Source organism: Streptomyces sp. NPDC092952, assembly GCF_044754785.1.
Classification (GTDB): domain Bacteria; phylum Actinomycetota; class Actinomycetes; order Streptomycetales; family Streptomycetaceae; genus Streptomyces.
The window spans coordinates 36975-55308 of the sequence record NZ_JBIVPT010000013.1 but is presented as its reverse complement, the minus strand read 5'-3'; the positions used below and the strand labels follow the sequence as shown (position 1 = coordinate 55308).

The window sequence follows — 18334 nt, the reverse complement described above, 5'->3', positions numbered from 1 at the left end:
GCCGGCGAGCAGGTTGGTGAGGATGTTCATGTCGGTGTTTCTCCTTGTGCGTGATGCATATGTGGGACAGCGCGATCGCGGTCTGCAGCCCGTCGCTTGCGCCCTGTAATCATCCTTCGCCGTAAGGGAGTTGAGCAACGAATGAAGGGACGATCACGCGTTCCAGCGAACACACGATCCCCTGTTCGTATGTTCCATTGACGGGAGGGGTGGGGGTGCCGGGAGGAGCGGGAGTGGTTCCGTGTCCTTCCGTCCAGCCTCCAGAGACCGGGATAGCGTGCCCGCATGGTGAACGAGCCCACGCCCGCCCGGCCCCGCCGCGGACTCCGCCCGACCCGGCGCGGCCGCCTGGCGCTGTTCATCGGCCTCGTGCTCGTCCTCGCCGTGGCGGCCGCCGTCCTCGTACCGCTGCTGACGAGGGGGCCCGAGGTCGAGCGGGCCCGTTCGCTCGTGATCCCCGAGGGGTGGCGGGCCTCCCAGGTGTACGCGGCGGTCGACAAGGCGCTCGCGATCGAGCCCGGAACCGCCGAGAAGGCCGCCGGTACGGCGGACCTGCCGCTCCCCGCCGAGGCGAAGGGCAACCCCGAGGGCTACCTCTTCCCGGCGACGTACCCCGTCACCTCCGCCACGACCGCGCGGGGACTGCTCCGGTACATGGTCGACACCGCGCTCCAGCGGTTCGGCGCGGACCACATCGCCGAGGGCGCCCGGCGCAACGGCGTGTCGGTGTACGAGACGGTGGTGATCGCCAGCATCGTCCAGGCCGAGGCGGACAGCGTGGCCGACATGGGCAAGGTCGCCCGGGTGATCCACAACCGGCTGCGCCTCGGCATGCCGCTCCAGATGGACTCCACGATCAACTACGCCCTGAACCGCAGCACCCTGCACACGACCAAGGGCGACACGAGGATCGACAGCCCGTACAACAGCTACGAACGCAAGGGCCTGCCGCCCACGCCCATCGGGAACCCGGGGGAGCAGGCGATGACGGCCGCGATCGATCCCACTCCCGGGACATGGCTGTACTTCGTCACGGTCGCGCCCGGCGACACCCGTTTCACCAGCAGCTATACGGAACAGCAGCGGAACGTCGAGGAGTTCAACCGCAACCACCGCAGCGGCTCCGGCGGCTGAGCGCCCGGCCCGTCAGACCGCGACGGGCGTCGCCGCCCCCGGGCGTCCCAGCAGCCGGCCGATGTCGTGCGCCGCGGCCCGCCCCGCCCGGTTGGCGCCGATCGTGCTCGCGGAGGGCCCGTAGCCGACGAGATGGACGCGGGGGTCGCGCACCGCGCGGGTGCCCTCGACCCGGATGCCGCCGCCCGGCTCGCGCAGTTTCAGCGGCGCGAGATGGTCGATCACGGGCCGGAATCCGGTGGCCCAGAGGATGGCGTCCGCCCCGACCGTCCGCCCGTCGTCCCAGGCGACCCCGTCCGGGGTGATCCGGTCGAACATCGGCAGCCGGTCCAGCACCCCCGACGCGCGGGCGCGGCGCACCGCGTCCGTGAGCGGCAGCCCGGTCACGCTCACCACGCTCCGCGGCGGCAGCCCGCGCCGTACCCGCTCCTCCACCAGCGCCACCGCGGCCCGCCCCCGGTCGGCGTCGAAGGGCCCCTCCCGGAAGACCGGCGGCCGTCGCGTCACCCAGTACGTCTCGGCCGCCACCTCGGCGATCTCCATCAGGTGCTGCGTTCCCGAGGCGCCGCCGCCGACCACCACCACCCGCTGCCCGGCGAAGGCGTCCGGGCCCGGATATCCCGCCGTGTGCACCTGCCGGCCCCGGAAGCTCTCCTGGCCCGGATAGCGCGGCCAGAACGGCCGGTCCCAGGTGCCGGTGGCGTTGATCAGCGCCCGGGTGGCGTACGTGCCCTCGGAGCTCTCCACCAGCAGCCGCCCCTCGGGCCCCTCCCGTACCGCGGTCACGTCGACCGGGCGGTGGACCCGCAGGCCGAAGGCGGATTCGTACCGGTCGAAGTAGGCGCCGATCACCTCGGAGGACGGGCGGCTGTCGTCGGCCCCGGTCAGCTCCATGCCGGGCAGGGAGTGCATGCCGTGCACCTTGCCGTAGGTCAGCGAGGGCCAGCGGAACTGCCAGGCGCCGCCCGGACGCGGGGAATGGTCGAGCACGACGAAGTCGCGGTCCGGCTCCAGGCCGGTGCGGCGCAGATGGAAGGCGCCGGACAGCCCTGCCTGCCCGGCGCCGATCACGACGACCTCGGTCTCGCGTGCGGTGGCCACCCCAGAATCGTTCACGTTTCTACTAACCGTGCGGGGTGGGGAGATCTTCCCGGCCGTGCGTCCTCGTTCAGCGTCCCCCGGCGACCAGCAGCGGAGCCCCGCCCGGCGCCGACGCCGGCCCGCCGTTCACGGCGGGCACCCCGAGCAGCGGCGAGGCGGGGACGGTCGACAGCAGACCGCGGGCCGCCAGCTCGGGCGTGACACCCTCGCCGAACCAGTACGCCTCCTCCAGATGCGGATACCCCGACAGCACGAAGTGCTCCACCCCCAGGGAGTGGTACTCCTCGATCCGGTCGGCGACCTCCGCGTGACTGCCGACCAGCGCGGTGCCCGCACCGCCCCGGACCAGCCCGACACCCGCCCACAGGTTCGGCGCGATCTCCAGCCCCTCGCGCGAACCGCCGTGCAGGGCCAGCATCCGCCGCTGCCCGACCGACTCGCTCCGCCCCAGCGCCTGCTGCGCGGCGGCGACCGTCTCCGGATCGAGGTCGTCCAGCAGCCGGTTCGCCGTCGCCCAGGCCTCGCGCGAGGAGTCCCGCGAGATCGTGTGCAGCCGGATCCCGAAGCGGACCGTACGCCCCTGCTCCTCGGCGAGGCCGCGGATCCAGTCGATCTTCTCCTTCACCGCGGCGGGCGGCTCCCCCCAGGTCAGATAGACGTCCGTGTGAGCGGCGGCCACCGGACCGGCCGCCGCGGACGAGCCGCCGAAGAAGATGTCCGGAACCGGGTCCGGCGGCAGCGCCGTCAGCCCGCCCTCCACCTGGTAGTGCTCCCCGTGGAAGTCGAAGGGGCGACCGCCCCACACACCCCGCAGCACCGACAGGAACTCCGCGGTGCGCGCGTACCGCCGGTCGTGGTCCAGATGGTCCCCGAACCGCCGCTGCTCCGTCGAGTCGCCGCCCGTGACGACATTGAGCAGCAGCCGCCCCCGGGTGATCCGCTGATACGTCGCGGCCATCTGCGCGGCGAGCACCGGCGAGATCACCCCGGGCCGGAACGCCACCAGGAACTTCAGCCGCCGGGTGTGCTGGGACAGCGCCGCGGTCGTCAGCCAGGCGTCCTCGCACCAGGTCCCGGTGGGCGTCAGCACGGCCTCGAAGCCCAACTGCTCGGCCGCCTTGGCGATCTGCGCCAGATACTCGATGTCGGGTGCGCGCACTCCGCCGGCCGGGGTGATCCGGCTCCGCTTGATCCCGCCGTCGGTGTAGGCGTGCCGGTCGACGAGCGTGCGGCCGTCGCCGCCGGTGGGCAGGAACCAGTGCAGACGGACGTTCATGAGGTGGCCTTTCCGTACGAACGGGGAGCGGTGGTGGACGGGGGCAGGTCGCGGTTGAAGCGGGTGTCGACGAAGTCCGCGAAGTCGAAGCGCCGCGGGACGAGCCCGAGATCGGCGAAGGTGTCGGCGATCCGCTGCTCGGAGGCGACGGCGGCCGGATCGACGGCGACCGACACCCGGGTCCCGTGGCTGCGCTCCACCGAGTCCAGGGCGACCTCGTAGGGCAGCCCGGTCTCCTTCGCCCAGACCTTCGCCCACTCCTCCGGATGCTTGAACACCCACGCCTGCGCCCGCTTCAGACGCAGCAGCAGATCGCCGATCGCCCGGGACTTCCCGGGATCCTTCAGCGCGGCGGGCGAGGCCACCTGGAACCCGAGGCCGTTCACCACCCCCTCGCCGGTGGTCAGCACCCGGGCTCCGGTACTCCGGAGCACCTGCGAGGTGTACGGGTCCCAGATCGCCCAGGCATCGACCCTGCCCCGGCTGAACGCGGCCAGCGCGTCGGCCGGCTGGAGGTACCTGAGCTTCACGTCGTCGATGCCCAGCCCCGCCCTCTTCAGCGAGGCGATCAGCTGGTAGTGGGCCGAACTGCCCTGGGCCACCGCGACCGACCGGCCCCTGAGCTGCTCGGGGGAGGTGAGCGGGGAGTCCTTGGGGACCACGATCGCCTCCCCGGCCGACGAGCCGTGGGTGGCGCCCACCACGGTGATCCGGGAACCGGACCCCGCCGCGAAGACCGGAGGCGTGTTGCCGACGCCCCCGATGTCCACGGCCTCGGCCTGGACCGCCTCCAGCAGAGGCGGGCCGGAGGAGAAGGTGGACCACTTGATGCGGTAGTCGAGGTCGTCCAGTTCGCCGGAGGCGCGGAGGATGGCCTCGTAGCCGCCCTTCTGGTCCCCGACGCCGAGGACGACGTCGCCCGTTCCGTCGGTGGCGCCGGCGGACGAGGCGGACGAGGCCCCTCCGCAGGCGGTCGCCAGCAGGGCCAGGGGCAGCAGCAGGGCGGCCAGGGCGCGGATTCTCATCGGTTGCTCCTTCGCTGTGACGAGCTTCGTGCTTCGTGCTTCGTGCGTGCCGTGCTTCGAGCGGCGGGACGCGCGCGGGTGCGTACGCCGTACGCCCCGCTCAGGCGGTGCCACCCTCGACGCCCAGCTCGGCCAGCAACCGGGAGCGCAGCGCCGTGAACCTCGGGCCGCCCGCACCGCGCGGCCGGTCCAGCGCCACCGGTGTCTCGTACGCGATCACCCCGTCCCGCATCACCAGCGCCCGGTCGGCCAGCAGCAGCGCCTCGTCCACGTCATGGGTGACCAGCAGCACGGCGCAGCCGCGCCGCTGCCAGACCTCGGCCACCAGCCGCTGCGCCCGCAGCCGGGTCAACGCGTCCAGCGCGCCGAACGGCTCGTCGAGCAGCAGCAGATCCGGTTCGCGCACCAGGGCACGGGCCAGCGAGACGCGCTGCGCCTCGCCCCCGGAGAGCGTCCTCGGCCAGGCCCCGGACCGCTCCCCGAGCCCCACCTCCGCCAGGGCCCGCTCGGCGAGCGCCCGTCCGGGCTTCCCGGGGAGTCCGAGCAGCACATTGCGCCAGACCCGCTTCCACGGCATGAGCCGGGGCGCCTGGAAGGCGACCGCCCGCCGCTTCGGCACGAGCACCGTGCCCTCGATCTCGCGGTCCAGCCCGGCGAGCACCCGGAGCAGGGTCGACTTCCCGCAGCCGCTGTGCCCGAGCAGCGCGGTGAACTCCCCGGCGCGCAGGGTGAGATCGAGTCCGTCGACGACGGCCCTGCCCTCGAAGGACCGGGTCAGCCCCTCGACCCGTACCGCGACGGTCGCCGGGTCGGCGGGAGCTTCGGGGCTCACTGCCCCGTGAAGGTCGGTCGCCATTGCAGCAGCAGCCTTTCGAGTACGCGGACGACGGCATCGGCGGTGAGGCCGAGGAAGGCATAGACGACCAGGCAGACCACGATCACGTCGGTACGGAAGAACTCGCGGGCCTGGTTCATCAGGAAGCCGATCCCGGCGTCGGCGTTGACGGACTCGCCGAAGACCAGGGCCAGCCAGGCGGTGGCGAGCGAGTAGCGCAGCCCGGTCATGGCCCCGGGCAGCGCGCCCGGCAGCACCACGTGCCGGACCAGCCCCCACCGGCCGAGCCCCAGCGACTCGCCCGCCTCGATGAGCTGGGCGTCGACGCCACGGACCCCCGCGTAGACGTTGAGGTACAGATGGAAGGCGACACCGAGCGCGATCAGCGCCACCTTCGGCGCCTCGCCGATTCCCAGCCAGATGATGAAGAGCGGGATGAGCCCTACCCAGGGCACGGTGCGCAGCATCTGCACACTCGCGTCCACCAGGTCCTCGCCGAGCCGGGAGAGCCCGGAAACCAGCGCGAGGGCGGTGCCGACGGCGCCGCCGATCAGCAGCCCGGCGGCGACCCGCCGGAGCGAGATCCCCATCGCGGACGGCAGCGTCCCGTCGGCCACCAGCCGCCCTCCGGCACGGGCGATGGTGCCGGGCGAGGCGAGCACATCGGCGTGCAGGACACCGGTGGAGCTGAGCACCTGCCAGAGCACCAACAGCAGCAGCGGCCCGGTGGCACGCCGGACCCAGCGCGGCACGGCGCGCAGACGGGTGGCGCGCGCGGAAGCCGGGACCAGGGGCTCCAGATCGAGCGGCCGGGGACCTGGAGGAGCAGAGGATTTACTGCATTCAGGTGATATATCCGGTGGTATGACGGCATGGTCGAGGGTCATGGGACCTCCGTGAACAGTCCGGGAAGGGGAGCCCGGCGCCCGGGGCACGGAACGGTGCCGCGCAGGGAGCGTTACGGTCCGGGACGCGTGGGGGCAGCCGCGTACGGTGGGCGGAACGGGCTGCGAAGGCCCTCGCTCACCGGCGGCGGAAAGGTTGAGGGAGCGTCAGCGGCCGCGGCGACACGCGGCGGAGGCCACCCGCAGCAGGTCGATGTGACCGCGCGAAGTGAGCAGAGCTGAACGGAACATGGCGCCGAACGTAGCGATCCATGAGCGGAGCGGTCAACGGTGTCTCGGCAGCCGGACGCGCGGCGTCCTCGTACGGGCGGGAAGATGGGCCCATGCCCCACGCCTTCGCCACCAGCGTTCTGCACGTCATCACCGGCACGACGGAGACCGTCACCGACCTGACCGCCGACTGCGAGCGCTTCCTCGCCCGGCACGCCGGTTCCGGGGACGGCCTGCTCAACGTCTTCGTACCCCATGCGACCGCCGGCATCGCCGTCCTGGAGACCGGGGCGGGGAGCGACGACGATCTGCTGGCCGCCCTCCACGCCCTCCTGCCCGCCGACGACCGCTGGCAGCACCGCCACGGCAGCCCGGGCCACGGCCGCGACCATGTACTTCCCGCCCTGGTACCGCCGCACGCGACGCTCCCGGTGATCGGCGGCCGGCTGGAGCTGGGGACGTGGCAGTCGGTGTGCCTGGTCGACACGAACAAGGACAATCCGGAGCGTCAGGTGCGGCTGTCGTTCCTGGGGTGACCCGAGGTCTTCCTGAGGCGAGTCCCGGCCGACGTGAGGGGCGGGCGCAAGGGGCAGGGCTCCCGTGCCGTCGGCCGGGGCGTTCGATGTCCCGACCGGTCGGCGCGGAAGCCCTGTGGGTGTCCTGCTCCGTCCTGCTGCCGTATCGGCCTCAGAACTCGCCCGGGAGCCGGGGGTCGGTGCGGGAGAGGATCATCTCGGTCCGGGGGCGGAGCATCGGGTCGAGCTGGTCGGGCTGCGGGACCACCCAGAAGCGGCCCTCCGCCACCTGTTCGAAGACGCGCCGGGCGTGCTCCTCGGGGGAGATGCCGTGCTCGTCGGCGAGGCGCTGCAACTGGCCGTTCATCGCGGCGACTTCGGGCTTCACGTCGGTCTCGGTGGTGCGCGCGGTGGAGAAGATCTCACTCTTGACCGATCCGGGGGTCACCACCGACACCTGGATCGGGGCCCCGCGCATCTGCATTTCGAGGTGGAGGCTCTCGGTGAGCGCGAGGTTGGCGAACTTGGTGGCGCTGTAGGGGGCCATCAACGGGGCCGCCGCGAAGCCGCCCACCGAGGACAGGTTGAGGATCCAGGCCCGGGTGCCGCGTTCCAGCATCCGGGGGACGAAGGCGTGCAGGCCGTTGACGACGCCTCCGGTGTTGATCCGCAGCATCGCCTCCCAGCGCTCCAGGGGGATCTCCCAGGAGTAGCCCATCGCCATGATCCCGGCGTTGTTGATCAGCATGTCGGTACCGCCGAAGAGCTCGTCGGCCCGGTCGGCGAGGGCGGCCACCGCCCCGGCGTCGGACACGTCGGTGCGTACGGCCTCGGCCTGTGCGCCGGCCTCGCGCAGTTCGGCGGCGAGCGCCCGCAGTGGCTCCTCGGCGATGTCGGCGAGCACCACGCGCATGCCGAGCGCGGCCGCGTGCCGCGCGAACCCGGACCCGATTCCGGTCGAGGCACCGGTGATCACCACCGACTTGCCGCGGAAGAGCTCCGCCGCGTTCGCCGCGCCCGCGTTCTCCGTACCCACCATGACCGCCACACTCCTTCACGTGCTCTTCGGAGCGCCGCCGCACCTCGCCGATGCTCCGGAACCACCCTACGCCCGATGGCACAAAATGCCACTCCTGCGTTCCGTGTCATGCCGTGCGGCGCACCGAGGTCCGGTCGTCACCCGGAGGGGCTCCGTGGGTGCGGGTGGTGGCGGGCCTCGCCGGTGGCGGTGAATCGCCCCTCGGGTGCCCGGTGTGGTGACCTCTTTCGGGACGCCTATATTGCGTCGGCCGTGGGTCTGGTGAATTCGGTCTGAATTGCAGTCGTGGCAGGGCTGTCCAATGCGCTCGATTCCACGACCGGCCTCCGGGGCGGTAATCCGGATCAAGTGGTCACCCATGCCGGTGGGCAGGGTGAGACTTGGGAATAATGGCCTAGACCATCTATGGGTGTCAAGCCCTCCACCTGGGGTGGTGCCTGCGAACGTCAAGCGACTGGAGGGGAGTTGACGCTCGTGTCCGGAGGGCCGGGGGATGGTTGACAGTGGCGGCGTGCACGCGCCACGATGCGTCGCATTGCTCCACGAATTCGCTTTGCCTTGCCAGTCGAACCGAGGAGAGAGATGTCCCCCAGGACGAGTCGCAAGCTCACCGACAAGGAATTTGCGGACATCAAGCAAACGGTCGCTATTCGCTCTGCTTCCCGGGCGGGATTACGTGCCGACCGTTCCTACGCGGCGGATATTCCGCGTGAGGTGAGTCTGCAACTCACCTACAAGTGCAACCTTCGCTGCACGCACTGCTACCAGTGGAACGAGCAGGGGTTCTTCCGGGACTGGGGAATCGACAAGCAGCGGCAGGAACTCGCCCCGGAACTGATCGAGAACATCCTGCGGGAGACGTCGGGGGTGCCCGGGCGTCTGTACATCTGGGGCGGCGAGCCCCTGATGCACAGCAGGTTCGACGAGGTGTCGCGTCTGATCGAACGTTATCCGCGCACCGTGACCATGTGCACCAACGGTCTGCTCTTCCAGCGCCACATGGACGATCTGCTGCGCATCGGGGAGCATCTCAACCTTCTCGTGAGCCTGGACGGGCTGGATTCCGATCACGACGAACTGCGCGGGCGCGGCACGTTCAAACGGACGATGAAGAACATGGAGGCCATGCTCGACCTCCAGCGAAAAGGCGAGTACCGCGGCCAGGTCTCGGTCGGGTGCATGGTTTCCCATGTCACCGTGCACCGGATGTACGAGTTCATGGAATGGGCGGAGGAAGTCGGGGTCAACACCGTCTACTTCCAGTTCCCCTGGTACATCAGCCCGCAGGTCGCCGAGGCGATGGACGACGTCTACCGCGAGCACTTCGCCTGGCTGGAGCCCGACACCGGGACCGCCCGTCCCACCTGGCACTCCTACACGTACCGGCTGCCGGAGGAGCTGCTGCCGGTGCTGCGGGAGTCCATGGCGCGACTGGCCTCCCGCACCTGGTCGCCCCGGATCCGCTATCAGCCGGAACTGGCGGAGGACGAGGTGGAGCCGTTCATTCTCGGTACCTCGCGCCCGGCGCAGAGCCGCACCCGCTGCCTGGCCGTCACCAACCGCATGGAAGTGCACGCGGACGGAAACGTGAGTTCGTGCAAGTTCTTCCCGGAGTTCGTCGTCGGGAATCTCTACGAGACACCGACGCTGCAACTGTGGCAGAGCGAGCGGTTCCGCCGCGTCCGGACCATCCTCGCGGAGACGGGAATGATGCCGGTCTGCTCGAAGTGCATTCTTCTCTACATGAACGGGGTGTGAACGGTGCAGGAACTGAACGACATCGAGACCCGTGTGATGAACGTGCTGGCCAAGGCGCTCAGCCGTAGAACCGAGCCCGTAGAGATATCGCCCGACGTCGACATGGTCGCCGGCCTCGGCCTGGATTCGCTGGAAGCCATCGAATTCCTTCTGCAGATCGAGGACGAATTCGACATCGAGCTGGACTTCGAGAACCTGAGCCTGCAGCAGCTCAATTCGGTCCGTACCTTCAGCGCCGAGGTCGTCGCGCGCCGGGAGCCCTCCCGGTGACGGTCGAAGCGGGACCGCGGCGGCCCCGGGGCACCGCCCGCTTCGGCACCTTCGACGCGGAGCGGCTCTGGCGCCCCGCCTCCCTCGCCCGGTTACCCAGCCTGGCGGGCGCCGGGGCCCACTCGGTGGTCGCCGGCCTGGACGAGACGCTCGCCGCGGCCTGCCGGCCCGACGACCTGCTGGTCACCCGGGGCGCCCTGGCCCCGGCCCACCTCGACGCACTCGGCGCGGCCGGCATCACCTTCCGGTCCCTGGCGGCCGGAGAAGCCACGACGGGCGACGCCGGAGCCGTCGTGGAGCAGGCGCTCGCCGACGATCCCGCCCTGCGCGCCGCCCTGGCCACGACCGCGGACATCCGGCCCTACGCGGTACTCCCGGCGACCGCGCGGCTGCTGCGGCGGCATCCCGGAGGAACCAGCGAACTGCCGCCCCCCTCCGTGGTCCAGCAGGTCAACGGCAAGGCGTGGTCGTCGGAGCTGGCGGCCGCGCTCGGACTGCCCGGAGCGGGCACCGTGGTCCGCTCCGCGGACGAACTCACCGCCGCCGTGGAGCGGCTCGCGGGCACCGTCCTGGTGAAGGACCCCTACGGGGTGGCCGGCCGGGGCACCGTCGAACTCACCGGGCCGGGGGCGCTGCGCCGGCTGGTACGCAGACTGCGGACCCAGGAGGACGAGGGGCTGCACACCGAACTGGTGGTGCAGCGCCGCTACGAGCGGGCCCACGACTTCTCCGCCCATCTGGAGGTGCGCCGCGACGGCACCTGGTCCCTGCGCGGCCTGCAGGGCATGACCAACGGCGGCTACCGGCACGCGGTCTCCCACCCGGTGCCGCCGGGGCTGCCCGCCGAACTCGACCGGCGCGGCTATCCGGCCGTCCTGGAGCGGGTGGCGGGCGCCCTCGCGGCGGCGGGCTACTCCGGCCCCGCCGGAATCGACTCCATGCTGCTGGCCGACGGCGGCTGGCTGCCCGTGCTGGAGATCAACGCCCGGATGTCGATGGGGCTGCTGACCCTGGAGCTCGACGAACGCGTCCGGCCGCACGGCCTGCGGGCGCATCTGTGGCAACAGGACATGTTCGTGGAACCCGGAGCCGACGTGACCTCGCTCCTGTCCGCGCTGCGTACGGCGGGACTGCTCTACGGCGGCGGCGCCCGGCCCGGGGTCCTGCCCCTGTCCGGCGGCACGCTGCGCACTCCGAGGGGCCGGCTCGTCTGCGCCGCGCTCTGCGCACCGGGCGACTTCCCGGCGCTGCGCGCCCGTACCGAGGACTGTGCGGCGACCGCCGGGATCTCCACGACACGCGCGGAGGTGCCCACCGGATGATCGCCGTCCTCACCTCCGGGGTGGCGCTGGGCGCCCATGTCCCGGGCCTGCGCCTGGCCCAGCGGCTGCGGGAGCGCGGCGCGGACGTCATGGTCGACGTACTGGAACGCAGGCTGCCCCCCGATCGGCTGGCGGCCGTCGTGGAGTCCCGCCGGTGCTTCCAGCGGGATCTGCGCTTCGCGGTGGCCGCCCAGGGTCTGGCGACCGACCCGGTCGACGACGTCGCACCGCGGACCGTGGCGGCGCTGGAGAAGCACTGGGAGGAACAGGGGGTGGAGACCTTCGTGGTGTTCTCCGGCTTCTGGCTGCGCCTCCTCGACGGCTACCTCGACCGCCGGCCGACACGCACCGTCGCCTGCCATGTCGACGCCGTGGTCTCGCCGTCGTACCGGCGGGCGGGCCGCTACGCGCCCGGGGCCGAGCACGTGTGGCTGGCCCGCGAGGACGGCACCCTGCCCTGGACCATCCCCGTCGACACCCGCCCGCCGGTCCCCTGGTCCGCGCGCGGGGGACGGCTGCTGGTCCACGGCGGCGGCTGGGCCATCGGCAGCTACCGGGAGCGGGCGCGGGAACTGGCGGGGGCCGGTCTGCCGCTCGACCTGATAGTGCCCGAGGCGTCCGCGGCCGTCGAAGGGGCCCGGTGTTTCACCCTCGACCCCGACTGGCACCCCTGGCACGACGACGGTCTGCCGCCGCTGCTCGAAGTCCCCACGGAACCCGGGCGCCCCGCGGATTCCCCGGGACAGGGGCGGCAGCTGTCGTACGAACTGGCCCGGTCGGCGAGCGCCATCGTCAGCAAACCGGGCGGCGGGACCCTGCTCGACAGCCTCTGGACGGCCACCCCGCTGGTCCTGCTGGAGCCGGCGGGCGGCCACGAGGCCGCCAACGGAAGGCTGTGGCGGCAGCTCGGCTTCGCCCTGTCCTACGACGACTGGCGTGCCGACGGCTTCGCCCCCGAACGCCTGGAGCCCCTGCACCGGGCGCTGCTCGGTGCCGCCGCCCGGCCGTGCAACCTGCTCGACGGCCTGCTGACCCCGCGAACCTGAGGCGAAGGCGGAACACCCATGACCACCACCATCCATGACCAGGACCTGCGGGCCGCACAGCGGATCTGGGACTACCTGCTCCTCGACAGCCCGGTCCGCCCCTGCTCCGCCGCGATCGGACTCGGCAGCCACGACCTCGGGGTCGCGACGACCGCGGCCGGCCACTACCGCGCCGGGCTCTTCCCGACGCTCGTGTTCACCGGAGGCAACAGCCCCACCACCAAGGACCGGTTCCCGCGCGGCGAAGCGGTGCACTACCGGGAGCACGCGATCTCCCTCGGCGTCCCCGAGGACGCCGTGCTGGTCGAACCGCGCGCCGCCAACACCGGGCAGAACATCACCTACACGCGGGCGTTGCTGGACCAGCGGGGCCTGGCCGTCGACTCCGTACTGCTCGTCTGCAAGCCGTACATGGAGCGACGGGCGTACGCCACCTGCCGCAAGCTGTGGCCGGAGGTCGCTGTCGGGTGCGCGTCCGAACGCATCGGCCTGGCGGACTACCTGGAGGTCATCGGAGACCGCAAGCTCGTCATCGACATGCTGGTCGGCGAGTTGCAGCGCATCCAGGAGTACCCGCGGCTCGGCTTCGCGACCGAGCAGCCGGTCCCCGCCCCGGTCCTCGGGGCCTACGACCGTCTGGTGCGCGCCGGGTACGACAGCCGCCTGGTCAGGGCGTGACCGGGCGGCCGTCGCACGGTCCGTCTCAGTCCCGGTCGTCGACCCGGCGCAGCCGCCGGATCGACGGCACGGCGAGCAGCGCCGCCGACACGGCCACGGTGCACACCGCACCGGCCAGCAGCACGGACCGCCGGCCGAACAGCTCCGCGGCGGGCCCGGCCAGCGCCTCGCCGACCGGCAGGAAGGCGATCGAGCCCGCGATGTCGTAGGCGTACACGCGGTTGAGCACCTCGTGCGGCACCTGGGTCTGGATGCTGGTCGCCCACATCACCCCCCAGAACGCGATTCCCAGACCGCCGACGGCGGCGCCCGCCGCGATCGCCGGTACCGGCAGCCCGCTGCCCACCACGAACGGGAAGACGGCGAACAGCCCCACCCCCACGGCTCCGGCCCGCAGTTGGAAGACGGGCCGGAGCCGCATCGCGAGGAGGCCGCCGGCGACGGTGCCGCAGCCGAGCGCCGAGTTGACGAGGCCGTAGTCGGTCACACCGTGCCGCTGGACCATCTCCGTGGCGACCAGCGGGGCGGTGGGGCCGCGCGCCGTCAGCGCGAAGAAGCTCCACAACGCCAGGACACCCCACAGCCACGGCCGCACCCGGACCGCCCGCCAGCCCTCTTCCAGCCCCTGGCGCATGGAGCCGGTCACGGACCGCGCCGCCCCCGTTCCCCCGGCCCGTTTCTCCGGCCGCGCCGTACGGCCCGGCAGCCGCATCGCCCACAGGCACAGGGCGCTGGCCGCGTAGGTCCCGGCGTGCGCGGCGAAGACGCTGCCGGCCGACGCCACGGCGACCAGCAGCCCGGCGGCCGTCGGACCGGCGAGCGACATCACCGCCTCGACGGTGCGGATCGCCCCGTTGCCCCGCTGGGTGTCCGAGGACAGTTGGCGTACCGTCCCGGCCACTCCGGGCTGGAAGACCGCGGCGGCGCCACCGTTGACGAGACCGATCACCACGATCTGCCAGAGCGCCACCCGGCCGGAGAAGAAGAGACCCGCCGCGCAGGACTGGCTCACCAGCCGGAGCAGATCCGCCCCGATCATCAGCCGCCGGGGATCGACCCGGTCGGCGATCACCCCCGCGAAGACGACCAGGACGGCCCAGGACACCGTGGGCACCGCCATGGCCACACCGACCGACGTGGTGCTGTGGCCCTGCTGCAGCAGCCCTCCGGCCAGCGCAACCGGCAGCATCGTGTCGCCGAGCCGGGCCACGGCACGGGAGAGGAAGAACAGCCCGAAGTCCCGTGACCACAGCCGCCGGTCACGCTCATCCACCGCCACGTCACCGCCGGTTCCGGGGCGCGCCCGCGCACTCACCGCGGCAACACGCTCTCGACCAGGGACGCGACCGTGCCGTCCGGGTCGCGCGCCGCGCCGGCCAGCAGCGCCAGTACGTCGTCGGCGATCCCCTCGGCCACGGCCAGCCCGCCGGGTGGGCCCCCGCAGAAGGCCCGCGCGGTCGTCACCTCGGGGGTGAACTCGAAGCGCAGGGTGGTGACGCTCAGGTCCAGGGCCGGGCGGAACGGGCCCAGATCGCGAGGGGCGCGCTCGTCCGGTTCCGGCACCCGGCCGGTGGCGCCGGCGGAAGGCGGAGCGGCCCCGCCCGCCGTCCCGACGTGCAGCTGTACGTAGTCGACACCGTCGGAGAGCAGCGCCGCGCCCAACGGCGGTACGGCACGGGCGAGATCCGCGACGCTCAGCGCGGAGAAGCGGAGGGCGGGCAGATTCTGGCCCATGACGGAGGCGAAGCAGTCCTTCACGGCCTGGTCGGGATCGATGCGGCAGACCACCGGACGGTCGTGGACGAAGCAGCCGGCCGCGACGTCGAACCCGGGCCGCTGCCGCGTGGAGACCGGCGTGAACAGCGCGAGCGTACGCGGCCCGCCGCGGTGCCAGATCGCCGCTGCGGTCAGTGCCGCCAGGACCGCGAAGGCGGTGGCCCCGTGGGCCCGGCCGACGGTGTCGACCAGCGTGTGCAGAGCCGGCCCCCGGTAGAGCTTCTGGACCTGGCCCAGTGAGAGATCGCCCGCCCGCCCGGCGCCCGGTCCGCCGGTCCGGGGGATCAGCCCCGCAACCGGTTCGAGGCCGTCCAGGGTGCGGGACCAGTACCGGGTCTCGCGCTCGGCCCGCGTCGCGGCCTCGACCCGCTGTTCACACAACTCCCGGTACCCCAACGGGAGTTCGGCCGGTCCGATGCCGGTCCGGCCGGGCTCGTCGGCCAGCAGGGCCGTCAGCTCGGCCGTCAGGACCCGCTCGGCATGCCCGTCGCAGACGAGATGGTCGAGGGTCACCAGCAGGAACCGCTCCAGCCCGGCCGAGTCCTCGATCAGCTCGTACTCGGCACGGCCGGGGACCTCGCGCACCTGCGGCGACCCCAGGCAGGCGGCCTTCCGGGCGGCCAGCAGCTCGCCCGCGCTCTCACCGGGGCGCGCGACGACGGTGCGCAGCCGGGGCGTGACGTCCTCGATCCGCTGGAGGTAGGGCGCACGCCCGACCAGGGCGCTGCGCAGCGCCTCCTGCCGCCGCTCCAGGCGTGCGATCGCGGACCGGATCCGGGCCCCGGTCACCCCTGGTCGGAGGGGGAGGGAGACGAGTGTGTTGCGGAAGATCCCGGGGCCGAAGAGGCCCTCCAGGAAGAGCATGCTCCGTTGTTCCGGAGCGAGCGGGAACGGGGGCAACGAGATTCTCCCGACGTGGTGTTCAGCCTCGAACCAGAATGGACTGGACCAATTTTGTCGATCGAGAGGGGATGCTAGGTCCTCGCCGGGATCACGGCAAGAGCCACGGGCGGCACCGCTGCCGTCCGTGGCTCCTGTCCGGTCGTCGTCCCCGGGGCGTGCTACCTGCGCATCACCAGGAAGGTGATCAGCGCGGCGAGGGCCAGCACGCCCAGCACCGCCGCGGCGATCTTGGCCTTGCTGTACGGGCGTTCGCCGATGACCTCGGCGGTGCGGGCGTTCACCATGACCTGCCAGCTGGTTCCCGCGTACAGATAGGTCAGGAACCACACGGGCAGCAGCATCAGCTTGAACGTCAGCGCCGAGTACCGCGTGTCCGTCGAGCTGACCCGCTGCTCGTCACCGCCGATGTCGGCCCGGCAGTCGGACCTGATGACGGTGGCCATCCGCTCCTTGGCCGTCACCAGCCCGTCCTCGGGCTCGATGTCGTACCGCACGGTCTGGAATCCGGCCAGGTACTCCTCCTGGAACGGTCTGGCCTCCTCCAGCGGCCACGGGGTGAGCTTGTCGAGCTGCTCGTTGCCGACGTGGGTGGTCCCGGCGACGAGGACGTCGTCGAACGCGCGGCCGACCGTCCCGGAAGCGGGGGACCAGCGGGTCCGGCGCACCTCACGGGTCTTGGTGACGGTCTCGCCGTTCTCGGTGGTGGTGTACGTCTCGGTGACGTAGTAGTAGTCGCCGCGCTGGCCCCGGTAGTGGGTGAGCGTCTGTGCGTCGTAGGTCCAGTGCGGCAGGTAGCTGCCCCTGAACGTCTCCGCCTCGCCGACCTTCTTCAGCCGGGAGGGCGCGAACCAGCGGGACGAGGTCCAGGCGCGCAGCGCCTCCCGGGCCGCGTCCCGGTCCAGGCCGAAGGGGAGCACGGCCTCCGGCCGCACCCGCTCGGCGGCCGAGGCGTCGGCTACCAGCGCGGTGTCGCAGAACTGGCAGCGCAGGGAGAGGGCGTCGCTCTCGGTGTGGGCGCCGCAGCCCGGACAGACATAGGTGTGCGTCCCCTCGGCCGGGGCGCTCCGCTCCGGGACGGGCAGGGCGGCCAGCTCGTCGAAGCTGTGCTCGCGGACCTCGCGCCCCGCCGCGGCCACCGCCTGCTCATGACCGCAGTACGGGCAGTGCATGGCGTCGGAGCCCGGCGCGAACACCACCGCGGCGCCGCACGCCGTACAGGGATAGGAACGGGAACCGGCGCCGGGGCCCTGGGCGCTCTGCTCTTCGGTGTCCACCGTCGTACCGCCCCTCAGCCCTGCGGCGGGAGCGGCGGGGGCACGGCCCCGAAGAGCCCGTCGACGTCGGGCACCTGTCCGGCGGGGAGCCAGCCGGACATCCCTTCCTTCCAGACGAGCACCGTCCGGGTCAGGGTGCCCGCGCTCACCAGGCCGGCCAGCGCCGCCCGGTCGTAGGGCCCCTGCTGGGTGCCGTTGACGCCGAGGAACCACTGCTCCGCCACGGGCAGCGGCGGCGGGCCCGCCGGGGGCACGGGAGCGGCGGCAGCGGGCTGCGGGGCGAGCCCGGCGGCCATCCGCTGCCCGGCGGCCATCCCGAGCCCGAGTCCCATGCCGTCACCGACACCGCTGCCGGGCGTGTTCGCGGCGGCGGCCAGCGCGTCGGCCGCCCGGAGCTGGGTGTACTGGTCGAGATTGCCCGCGATGCCCATCCGGGAGCGGGTGTCGATGGCCTCCTCGACCTCCGGCGGCAGCGAGATGTTCTCGATGACGAACGTGGGGACGGCGATGCCGACCGGCTGCAGCTCCTGGGTGAGCACCCCCGCGAGTCTGGCGCCGATGGCCTCCTGCTGGGTCGCCAGATCCAGCATCGGCACCCCCGAGGAGGCGAGCGCGCCGCCCAGCTTGCCGACGATCAGCTGGCGGAGGTACTGCTGCACCTCCTCGGTACGGAACTGCGGGTCCGTACCGGCCAGCTCGCGCAGCAGCGCCGCCGGGTCGACGACCCGTGCCGCGTAGGCGCCGAAGGCCCGCAGCCGCACCATGCCGAACTCGGGGTCGCGGACGATGACGGGGTTCTGCGTACCCCACTTCATGTCGGTGAACTGACGGGTGGTGACGAAGTACACCTCGGCCTTGAACGGCGAGTCGAAGCCGTACCTCCAGCCCTTCAGCGTGGACAGCACCGGCATGTTCTGCGTCTGCAGGGTGTACGTGCCCGGCTGGAAGACGTCCGCTATTCGGCCCTCGTTGACGAAGACCGCGGTCTGGGACTCGCGGACGACGAGCTTGGCGCCCATCTTGATCTCGTTGTCGTGGCGCGGAAAACGCCACACGATGGTGTCCCGGCTGTCGTCGGTCCACTCGATGATGTCGATGAATTCCCCGCGGATGCTGTCGAACAGCCCCATGGAACTTCCCCCGCTCGCTGATGCGCCCCGCTTCCGATCTGACAGGGAACGATAGCAACCGGCACCGGCGGACAGCCGGGCCGCTCCGGTGTTCTCGCTGCTCGGACGGGGTGCCGGACGCTCCCGGACGCCGCTTC

The 18334-nt window shown here is 72.1% G+C and carries 18 protein-coding genes; 7 read left to right on the top strand and 11 right to left on the bottom strand.

Going from position 1 to position 18334, the window contains the following annotated elements:
* Positions 1-285 precede the first annotated feature (285 nt).
* A complete protein-coding gene (mltG, locus tag ACIQGQ_RS26605; RefSeq protein ID WP_402399838.1) occupies positions 286-1134 on the top strand; it encodes an endolytic transglycosylase MltG in 849 nt (282 codons plus the stop codon).
* A 12-nt stretch (positions 1135-1146) separates the two neighbouring features.
* Here mltG and ACIQGQ_RS26600 read toward each other — a convergent pair whose 3' ends face one another.
* The 6 genes from ACIQGQ_RS26600 to ACIQGQ_RS26575 form a co-directional block, all read right to left on the bottom strand.
* Positions 1147-2235, bottom strand: a complete 1089-nt coding sequence (locus tag ACIQGQ_RS26600; RefSeq protein WP_402399835.1) for an NAD(P)-binding domain-containing protein — start codon at positions 2233-2235, stop codon at positions 1147-1149.
* A 67-nt stretch (positions 2236-2302) separates the two neighbouring features.
* Entirely contained in the window at positions 2303-3511 is a 1209-nt protein-coding gene (locus tag ACIQGQ_RS26595) for an LLM class flavin-dependent oxidoreductase (protein WP_402399832.1), read from the bottom strand.
* The gene (locus ACIQGQ_RS26590) at positions 3508-4536 is read right to left on the bottom strand and encodes an ABC transporter substrate-binding protein (protein ID WP_402399829.1); all 1029 of its coding nucleotides are present in this window, start codon (positions 4534-4536) and stop codon (positions 3508-3510) included. The genes ACIQGQ_RS26595 and ACIQGQ_RS26590 overlap by 4 nt, the downstream gene beginning before the upstream one ends.
* Before the next feature lie 100 nt (positions 4537-4636).
* Entirely contained in the window at positions 4637-5392 is a 756-nt protein-coding gene (locus tag ACIQGQ_RS26585; RefSeq protein ID WP_402399826.1) for an ABC transporter ATP-binding protein, read from the bottom strand.
* Positions 5365-6258, bottom strand: coding sequence for an ABC transporter permease (locus tag ACIQGQ_RS26580; protein ID WP_402399823.1), 894 nt, complete (start codon positions 6256-6258; stop codon positions 5365-5367). The genes ACIQGQ_RS26585 and ACIQGQ_RS26580 overlap by 28 nt, the downstream gene beginning before the upstream one ends.
* Before the next feature lie 165 nt (positions 6259-6423).
* On the bottom strand, positions 6424-6507 hold the full coding sequence (locus ACIQGQ_RS26575) for a putative leader peptide (protein WP_352274548.1): 84 nt from the start codon (positions 6505-6507) through the stop codon (positions 6424-6426).
* Between the two features lie 92 nt (positions 6508-6599).
* Here ACIQGQ_RS26575 and ACIQGQ_RS26570 point away from each other — a divergent pair, with 92 nt between their 5' ends.
* The gene (locus ACIQGQ_RS26570; protein ID WP_402399820.1) at positions 6600-7022 is read left to right on the top strand and encodes a YjbQ family protein; all 423 of its coding nucleotides are present in this window, start codon (positions 6600-6602) and stop codon (positions 7020-7022) included.
* A gap of 151 nt (positions 7023-7173) precedes the next feature.
* Here the strand turns inward: ACIQGQ_RS26570 and ACIQGQ_RS26565 are convergent, their stop codons facing one another.
* Positions 7174-8040 (bottom strand): SDR family NAD(P)-dependent oxidoreductase, encoded by an 867-nt coding sequence (locus ACIQGQ_RS26565; protein WP_402399817.1) that lies wholly within the window; start codon positions 8038-8040, stop codon positions 7174-7176.
* Between the two features lie 714 nt (positions 8041-8754).
* Here ACIQGQ_RS26565 and ACIQGQ_RS26560 point away from each other — a divergent pair.
* Genes ACIQGQ_RS26560 through ACIQGQ_RS26540 form a run of 5 tightly spaced genes read left to right on the top strand, consistent with a single transcriptional unit; the run spans position 8755 to position 13114 of the window.
* The gene (locus tag ACIQGQ_RS26560) at positions 8755-9798 is read left to right on the top strand and encodes a radical SAM protein (RefSeq protein ID WP_402399814.1); all 1044 of its coding nucleotides are present in this window, start codon (positions 8755-8757) and stop codon (positions 9796-9798) included.
* A 3-nt stretch (positions 9799-9801) separates the two neighbouring features.
* Positions 9802-10068 (top strand): acyl carrier protein, encoded by a 267-nt coding sequence (locus ACIQGQ_RS26555; RefSeq protein WP_402399811.1) that lies wholly within the window; start codon positions 9802-9804, stop codon positions 10066-10068.
* The gene (locus tag ACIQGQ_RS26550) at positions 10065-11390 is read left to right on the top strand and encodes a hypothetical protein (RefSeq protein ID WP_402399808.1); all 1326 of its coding nucleotides are present in this window, start codon (positions 10065-10067) and stop codon (positions 11388-11390) included. Before ACIQGQ_RS26555 ends, ACIQGQ_RS26550 begins: the two co-directional genes overlap by 4 nt.
* Positions 11387-12436, top strand: coding sequence for a hypothetical protein (locus ACIQGQ_RS26545; protein WP_402399805.1), 1050 nt, complete (start codon positions 11387-11389; stop codon positions 12434-12436). Before ACIQGQ_RS26550 ends, ACIQGQ_RS26545 begins: the two co-directional genes overlap by 4 nt.
* 18 nt (positions 12437-12454) lie before the next feature.
* Entirely contained in the window at positions 12455-13114 is a 660-nt protein-coding gene (locus ACIQGQ_RS26540; RefSeq protein ID WP_402399802.1) for a YdcF family protein, read from the top strand.
* A gap of 25 nt (positions 13115-13139) precedes the next feature.
* Here the strand turns inward: ACIQGQ_RS26540 and ACIQGQ_RS26535 are convergent, their stop codons facing one another.
* From ACIQGQ_RS26535 to ACIQGQ_RS26520, 4 genes are all read right to left on the bottom strand, one after another.
* Positions 13140-14387, bottom strand: coding sequence for an MFS transporter (locus ACIQGQ_RS26535; RefSeq protein WP_402399799.1), 1248 nt, complete (start codon positions 14385-14387; stop codon positions 13140-13142).
* Between the two features lie 38 nt (positions 14388-14425).
* Positions 14426-15790 (bottom strand): condensation domain-containing protein, encoded by a 1365-nt coding sequence (locus tag ACIQGQ_RS26530; RefSeq protein WP_402399797.1) that lies wholly within the window; start codon positions 15788-15790, stop codon positions 14426-14428.
* Positions 15791-15951: 161 nt separating this feature from the next.
* Positions 15952-17067, bottom strand: coding sequence for a hypothetical protein (locus ACIQGQ_RS26525; RefSeq protein ID WP_402399795.1), 1116 nt, complete (start codon positions 17065-17067; stop codon positions 15952-15954).
* Positions 17068-17081: 14 nt separating this feature from the next.
* A complete protein-coding gene (locus ACIQGQ_RS26520; protein WP_402399792.1) occupies positions 17082-18197 on the bottom strand; it encodes an SPFH domain-containing protein in 1116 nt (371 codons plus the stop codon).
* Between the last annotated feature and the right edge of the window lie 137 nt (positions 18198-18334).